This window comes from Methylorubrum podarium (assembly GCF_022179745.1).
In the GTDB taxonomy this organism is placed as follows: domain Bacteria; phylum Pseudomonadota; class Alphaproteobacteria; order Rhizobiales; family Beijerinckiaceae; genus Methylobacterium; species Methylobacterium podarium.
The window spans coordinates 1-5,655 of the sequence record NZ_BPRD01000396.1 but is presented as its reverse complement, the minus strand read 5'-3'; the positions used below and the strand labels follow the sequence as shown (position 1 = coordinate 5,655).

7 protein-coding genes are annotated in these 5,655 nt (G+C 71.9%); 5 read left to right on the top strand and 2 right to left on the bottom strand.

Features of this window, described 5'->3' with window-relative positions; genetic code table 11:
* Both MFF42_RS26600 and MFF42_RS18970 read left to right on the top strand, forming a co-directional pair.
* Positions 1 to 170 (top strand): PepSY domain-containing protein (locus MFF42_RS26600; RefSeq protein WP_373875196.1); only part of this gene is annotated, 170 nt, incomplete at its 5' end.
* A gap of 37 nt (positions 171 to 207) precedes the next feature.
* A complete protein-coding gene (locus MFF42_RS18970; RefSeq protein ID WP_238257139.1) occupies positions 208 to 885 on the top strand; it encodes a response regulator transcription factor in 678 nt (225 codons plus the stop codon).
* 4 nt (positions 886 to 889) lie between these two features.
* On the opposite strand, the gene MFF42_RS18965 is transcribed toward MFF42_RS18970, so the two are convergent.
* Both MFF42_RS18965 and MFF42_RS18960 read right to left on the bottom strand, forming a co-directional pair.
* Entirely contained in the window at positions 890 to 1,288 is a 399-nt protein-coding gene (locus MFF42_RS18965) for a type II toxin-antitoxin system VapC family toxin (protein WP_238257138.1), read from the bottom strand.
* Positions 1,288 to 1,524 (bottom strand): type II toxin-antitoxin system VapB family antitoxin, encoded by a 237-nt coding sequence (locus MFF42_RS18960; protein ID WP_238257137.1) that lies wholly within the window; start codon positions 1,522 to 1,524, stop codon positions 1,288 to 1,290. The genes MFF42_RS18965 and MFF42_RS18960 overlap by 1 nt, the downstream gene beginning before the upstream one ends.
* 92 nt (positions 1,525 to 1,616) lie before the next feature.
* Between MFF42_RS18960 and MFF42_RS18955 the strand changes: the two genes are divergently transcribed.
* The 3 genes from MFF42_RS18955 to ccmE all read left to right on the top strand — a co-directional run bounded on the left by MFF42_RS18955 (position 1,617) and on the right by ccmE (position 5,566).
* Positions 1,617 to 3,032 (top strand): ATP-binding protein, encoded by a 1,416-nt coding sequence (locus tag MFF42_RS18955; protein ID WP_238257136.1) that lies wholly within the window; start codon positions 1,617 to 1,619, stop codon positions 3,030 to 3,032.
* 151 nt (positions 3,033 to 3,183) lie between these two features.
* Entirely contained in the window at positions 3,184 to 4,767 is a 1,584-nt protein-coding gene (gene ccmI, locus MFF42_RS18950) for a c-type cytochrome biogenesis protein CcmI (RefSeq protein WP_238257135.1), read from the top strand.
* Between the two features lie 277 nt (positions 4,768 to 5,044).
* Complete coding sequence (gene ccmE, locus MFF42_RS18945) at positions 5,045 to 5,566, top strand: cytochrome c maturation protein CcmE (protein ID WP_238257134.1); 522 nt, start codon at positions 5,045 to 5,047, stop codon at positions 5,564 to 5,566.
* Positions 5,567 to 5,655 lie beyond the last annotated feature (89 nt).

Here is a 5,655-nt window from a genome sequence, read left to right as displayed (position 1 = left end):
CCGCGATCCGCGCGGCGCGCCAGATCATCCCCCGCGCCGAGATCCAGCGCGCCAGCCTGTGCCGGCACGAGACGGGGCTCGTCTACCTGCTGACGGCCTTGCGCCGGGACGGGCAGTTCATGCACGTCATGGTCGATGCCCAGTCGGGACAGGTGAGCGGGCAGTGGTAAGGGGCGGTGCGCCGCCTGTGACGAGGAGGAACCGACCGTGCGTCTGCTCGTGGTCGAGGATGACCGTGACATCAACCGGCAGGTCGTCGCCGCGCTGGAAGAGGCCGGCTACGTCGCCGACAAGGCGTTCGACGGCGAGGAGGGCGGCTATCTCGGCGAGAACGAGCCCTACGACGCGATCATCCTCGATATGGGCCTGCCCAAGGCCGACGGCGTCACCGTGCTCCAGAACTGGCGCCGGGCCGGGGTGAAGACCCCCGTCATCATCCTCACCGCCCGCGACCGCTGGTCCGACAAGGTGGACGGCTTCGACGCGGGCGCCGACGACTACGTCACCAAGCCCTTCCACATGGAGGAGCTGATGGCCCGGGTGCGCGCGATTCTTCGCCGCGCGGCCGGTCATGCCAGCAGTCAGATCTCATGCGGTCCGGTCACCCTCGACACCCGCTCGGGCCGCGTCTTCGTCGACGGCGCCCCGATCAAGCTGACGAGCCACGAGTACCGGCTGCTCTCCTACCTGATGCACCATACCGGCCGCGTCGTCTCCCGCGCGGAGCTGACCGAGCACCTCTACGATCAGGATTTCGACCGCGATTCCAACACGATCGAGGTGTTCGTCGGGCGGCTGCGCAAGAAGCTCGCCGTGGACCTGATCCAGACCGTGCGGGGATTGGGCTACCTGATCGATCCGAACCAGCCGGCGGGGCGGGGTTGAACGGTCATTGGCCGCCGAGATCGGTGAGTGCGAAATCCTCGCCCTTGTAGAGGAGCGGCACGCCGTGATTTCGCGCGACCGCGTAGGCGAAGCAGTCGCCCATGTTGAGGCGGGCCGGATGCCCGGTTCCCTTCCCGTAGCGCTCGAAGGCATCCAGTGCCCGGTCCGCATCCTCCGCGGTAATCGGGACGAGACCGATCCGCGCGAGGTCGAGCAGCATCTCGATATCCGCTCGGGCCGCCTTGAGGCCGCCCTGCTTCTTGCGGGCGATGCCGAGAGCCGCCTCGTAGACGGCGATCGGCGACGTGATCGCCGCCTCCGCCCCGTCGAGTCGCCCGGCGAGGGCTCGGCCCTCCGGCTCCTCCGTGATGATGGCGATGAGAGCGGAGGCGTCGACGAACATCACGCGTCGTTCAGCCCGTCGAAGAAAGCCTTATCCGCCTCAAGTCCGGTGGACGGCCGTGCGGCCACGCGCTCGTGCAGCGGTTTCAGCCGCTCCCAGAGGCCGGGCCGCTGCTCCTCCCGTTCCAGCTCGTTGCGCACGGCGACCTTGATCGCCTCGGTGAGCGGGACACCCTTCCGTTCGGCCAGGAGGCGGACGAGGCGGTCCGTCTCCGCATCGCGGATGTGCAGGGCCATGGGCGCCTCCCTTCGTGGCGGTGTAGAGGGTCGACGCGCATGATGTACATGCCCGCGCCGCCGCAAGCGAGCTGCGTTCCGAGTAAAGGCTCATGACCGACCGCTTCGCCTGGCTCCCCTTGCGCCGCCGCTCCATCGCGGTCCGGCTCGCGGTGTCCTCGTTCCTGTCGAGCACCGCGATCCTCGTCATCGCGGCCTTCATCCTCACCACGCTCTACCGCGAGAACACCGAGCGCGCCTTCGACAGCCGCCTGCTCGTCTTCGCCAACAACCTCGCCACCGACCTCGTCAGCCCGAGCGAGCCGGAGACGCGCTCTTTCTCGCTGGGCGATCCGCGCTTCGACCTGCCGCTGTCGGGCTGGTACTGGCAGGTCGGGCGCCCCGACGCGAAGCCGCGAGACCTGCGCACCTCGCGCTCGCTCGTCGGCGTGCCGCTCAAAGGGCCCGATCAGGCCGGCACCGCGACCATCGGCCAGATCCGCCAGGGCTACGGCAAGGGCCAGGACGACCGGACCCTGCGCATCGTCGAGCGCGACGTCGATGTCGGCGCCGACGGGCGCTACACCGTGCGGGTGGCGGGACCCGCCGACGAGATCGTCAACGACGTCGAGCGCTTCCGCTTCTCGCTGTTCATGACCTTCGGCCTGCTCGGCTTCTCGCTCGCGGCGACCGCGCTCCTGCAGATCCGCTTCGGCCTCGCGCCGTTGCGCAAGCTGCGCACCGCGCTCGGCACGATCCGCCGCGGCGAGGCCGACCGGATCGACGGCGAGTACCCGCGCGACATCGCCCCGCTCGCGGGCGAGATCAACCTCCTGATCGAGACCAACCGCGAGATCCTGGAGCGCGCCCGCACCCAGGTCGGCAACCTCGCCCACGCCCTGAAGACGCCGCTCTCGATCATCGTCAACGAGGCCGGCGGCAGCGACGCCCCCCCGGAACTGTCGGAGAAGATCCGCGAGCAGGCGGCGGTGATGCGCGATCAGGTGAACTACCATCTCGACCGCGCCCGCGCCGCCGCGCTCGCCGGCACGCTGGGCACCTCCACCGAGGTCGAGCCGGCGCTCGCCGGCCTCGTGCGCACCTTCGGAAAGATCTACCGCGACAAGGACATCGCCTACGAGGTCCATGTCCCGCCGGGCCTGCGCTTCCGCGGCGAGAAGCAGGATTTCGAGGAAATGATCGGCAACCTCGTCGACAACGCCTCGAAATGGGCGGCGGGCCGGGTCTCGATCTCCGCCGCGCCGACAGGCGAGCACGGTTATCCCCACCTGCTCGTGGCGGTGGAGGATGACGGGCCGGGCCTGCCGGAGGAGGACCGCGCGGCGGTGCTCAAGCGCGGCCGGCGCCTCGACGAGACCAAGCCCGGCTCCGGGCTCGGCCTGTCGATCGTGGCGGACCTGGCCGCGCTCTATCGCGGCCGGTTCCGCCTGGAGGCGGCGGCGCTCGGGGGCCTGCGCGCGGTGATCGAGGTGCCGGGCGACGCGCCCGCGGGGGCCGGACAACGCTGAGTCGCAGCGGGCTCCGCGACGGTTACGGACCGGTCCGCCTGTGCTATGGCCGTGCTTCGCTCCCCGCGCGTGACGACGTGTCGCCCGGAAGCGATGTCGTGCGGGCCCCGCTCGGGCTCTACACGGGGCCGAGCTGAAAATTTTGGGTCTGATGACGGCGATCTGGTTCATCCTGGCGGCCATGACCGGCGCGGCCGTGTTCGCGCTGCTCTGGCCGATGTCGCGCCGCCGCCGGCCGGGGGCCGGACCGGAGGCGGAGGGCGGCGACGGTCTCGCCACCGAGACCGGCTTCTACGAGGACCAGCTCGCCGAGATCGAGCGCGATCTCGGCCGCGGCCTCATCGCTCCGGCCGAGGCCGAGGCCGCGCGCGCCGAGGCCGCGCGCCGGCTGCTGCGGGCGAGCCGCGAGGAGCGGGCCGAGACGTCGGCCGCCGCGCCGATCGCCGAGCCGCATCTGCGCCAGCGCCGGGCGGCCTCCGCCTTCGCGCTCTCCACGATCCCCCTCGTCGCCCTCGTCGTCTACGGCCTCTACGGCTCGCCGAATCTCCCCTCGCAGACCGACGCCGACCGCAAGGCGACCCGGGCCGGCGCGCAGGATCTGATGACGGCCATCGGCCAGATCGAGGCGCGGCTCGCCAACCACCCGGACGATGCCCGCGGCTGGAGCGTGCTCGGGCCGGTCTACATGCGGCTCGGGCGGTTCGACGACGCGGCCCGCGCCTACGCGGCCCTGGTTCGCCTCAAGGGCGAGGACGCCCACGCCCTGTCCGATTGGGGCGAGGCGCTCGTCGCGGCGGCCGACGGCACGGTCTCGCCGGAGGCGCGCAAGGTGCTGGGCCGGGCGCTCGCGGCCGATCCGAAGGCGGCCAAGCCCCAGTTCTACCTCGCCCGCGGCGACGAGCAGGCCGGCGACGTCGCCGGCGCCGTGCGGCGGCTCGAGGCGATGGCGGCCTCCGCGCCCGCGGATGCCCCCTGGCTGCCGACGGTGCGGGAGAATCTTTCTCGGCTGAAGGGCGAGACCGTCTCCGGGTCGGCGGCCGAGGGCGGCGGGGACGGCACCAAGGACGGCGCCAAGGAGGGTGCCCGGCCGGGGGCGCGGGCCGAAGCCCCGGTGGCCGGGCCCGGCAGCAACATCCAGGCGCTGCCGCCCTCCGAGCGGATCGACGCGATCCGCGGCATGGTCGAGGGGCTGGAGCGGCGCCTCGCCAAGCAGGGCGGCTCCGCCGACGAGTGGCTGCGCCTCGTGCGCTCCCACGCGGTGCTCGGCGAGCGCGACAAGGCGCTCGACGCCCTGGAACGGGCACGCAAGGCGTTTCGCGACGACGGGGGAGCCCTGGCACGCTTCGACGTGCAGGCCCACGAACTCGGCCTCGCCGGGGCCGGGGCCGGTGCGCCGCCGAAGCCCGAGACCGGCGACAAGGCCGGCGAGCGGATCGGGGAGAAGACCACCGTCGAGCCCGACGCCGCGGCCGCCGCGGTCAAGGCGATGCCGCCGGCCGAGCGCGAGGCGGCGATCCGCGGCATGGTCGCGAGCCTCGACCGGCGGCTCGCCGCCAAGGGCGGCTCCGCCGACGAGTGGATGCGGCTCGTGCGCTCCTACGGCGTCCTCGGCGACCGCCCGGCCGCGGCGCAGGCGCTCGACCGGGCCAAGATGGCGCTCGCCGCCAACCCGACCGCGGTGGAACGCCTCGACGCGCTGGGCAGGGAACTCGGCCTGAACCCGGCCCAGCCGTAGAGCGTCGTCCCGAGAGGCGGCCGCCGGCTCGTCTGGGAAAAACCGGTGCAAAAACAGGAATTTCGAGCATCGTCCTGGATCCCCGATCCGGGACGATGCTTGAATGGGACCGCGGCGGGACACGTCCCCTGACAATCGGTCCCGCCCGTACAACCTTGACCCGGCGGGCGGTCGGGCCGAAACCGGTCTTTCGATAAGATGCAGATGTCGGGGGGCCTTCAGGCATTCGCCAGCCGGAAGGGTCGAGAAGAAGCCGACGAATCGGGACGGAACCGTCGTGACCCGCAAGAGCCGCCGCCTGATCCTCATCGCCGCCTGCGGCGCCGTGCTGGCGCTGGCGCTCGGGCTGATCCTGTCGGCGATGAGCGGCTCGATCGTGTTCTTCCGCTCCCCCGCCGAGGTCGCCACGCAGGGCGTCGCGCCGGGCACCCGCTTCCGTCTCGGCGGCCTCGTGACGGAGGGGTCTGTCAAGCGCGGGCCCGACCAGAACGTCGAGTTCTCCGTGACCGACACCAACGCCACGGTTCCGGTGCAGTATCGCGGCCTGCTGCCCGACCTGTTCCGCGAGGGCCAGGGCATCGTCGCCGAGGGCACCCTCGATGCCGGCGGCGTGTTCCGGGCCGACACCGTGCTGGCCAAGCACGACGAGAACTACATGCCCCGCGAGGTCGCCGACGCCCTCAAGGCGCAGGGACGCTGGCAGGAGGGCGCCGGCAAGGAAGCGGCGAAGGAGGCCCCGAAGGACGCGGCGAAGCCGGCCTCGGCCGACGCCACCCTGGGCCAGCGCAGCGAGCGGTGAGGATTCCCATGACCATCCGGATCGAAACCGCGCGAGGGAGCCGCCGGTGATCGTCGAGATCGGCCATTACGCCCTGGCGCTCGCCCTGG